1 protein-coding gene is annotated in these 216 nt (G+C 60.6%); it reads right to left on the bottom strand.

Features of this window, described 5'->3' with window-relative positions; genetic code table 11:
- The coding region (locus AACW06_RS20760; RefSeq protein WP_202884146.1) for a hypothetical protein at positions 1-216 on the bottom strand (216 nt) is incomplete at both ends.

Genomic DNA, 216 nt, shown 5'->3' on the forward strand with positions numbered 1-216 from the left:
CTGGGTTGGTGATGGTTAACGTCACCGTATCGCCCTCTTCCACACCCGTTGGTAGGGTCACGTTGGTTTCAACGCCGTCACTGTTCTCTGCCACGCTCACGCTGCCGTCCGCGGCATCCGCGATGGTGAGTGTTGGCACCGCAGTTGGCACGGTGGCGTCAAAATCAAACGTCACTGGCGCACTATCACCACTGCTGTTGCCCGCCGCGTCGCTGA

The sequence above is a fragment of the Vibrio sp. S12_S33 genome (assembly GCF_963889785.1).
In the GTDB taxonomy this organism is placed as follows: Bacteria; Pseudomonadota; Gammaproteobacteria; order Enterobacterales; family Vibrionaceae; genus Vibrio; species Vibrio aestuarianus.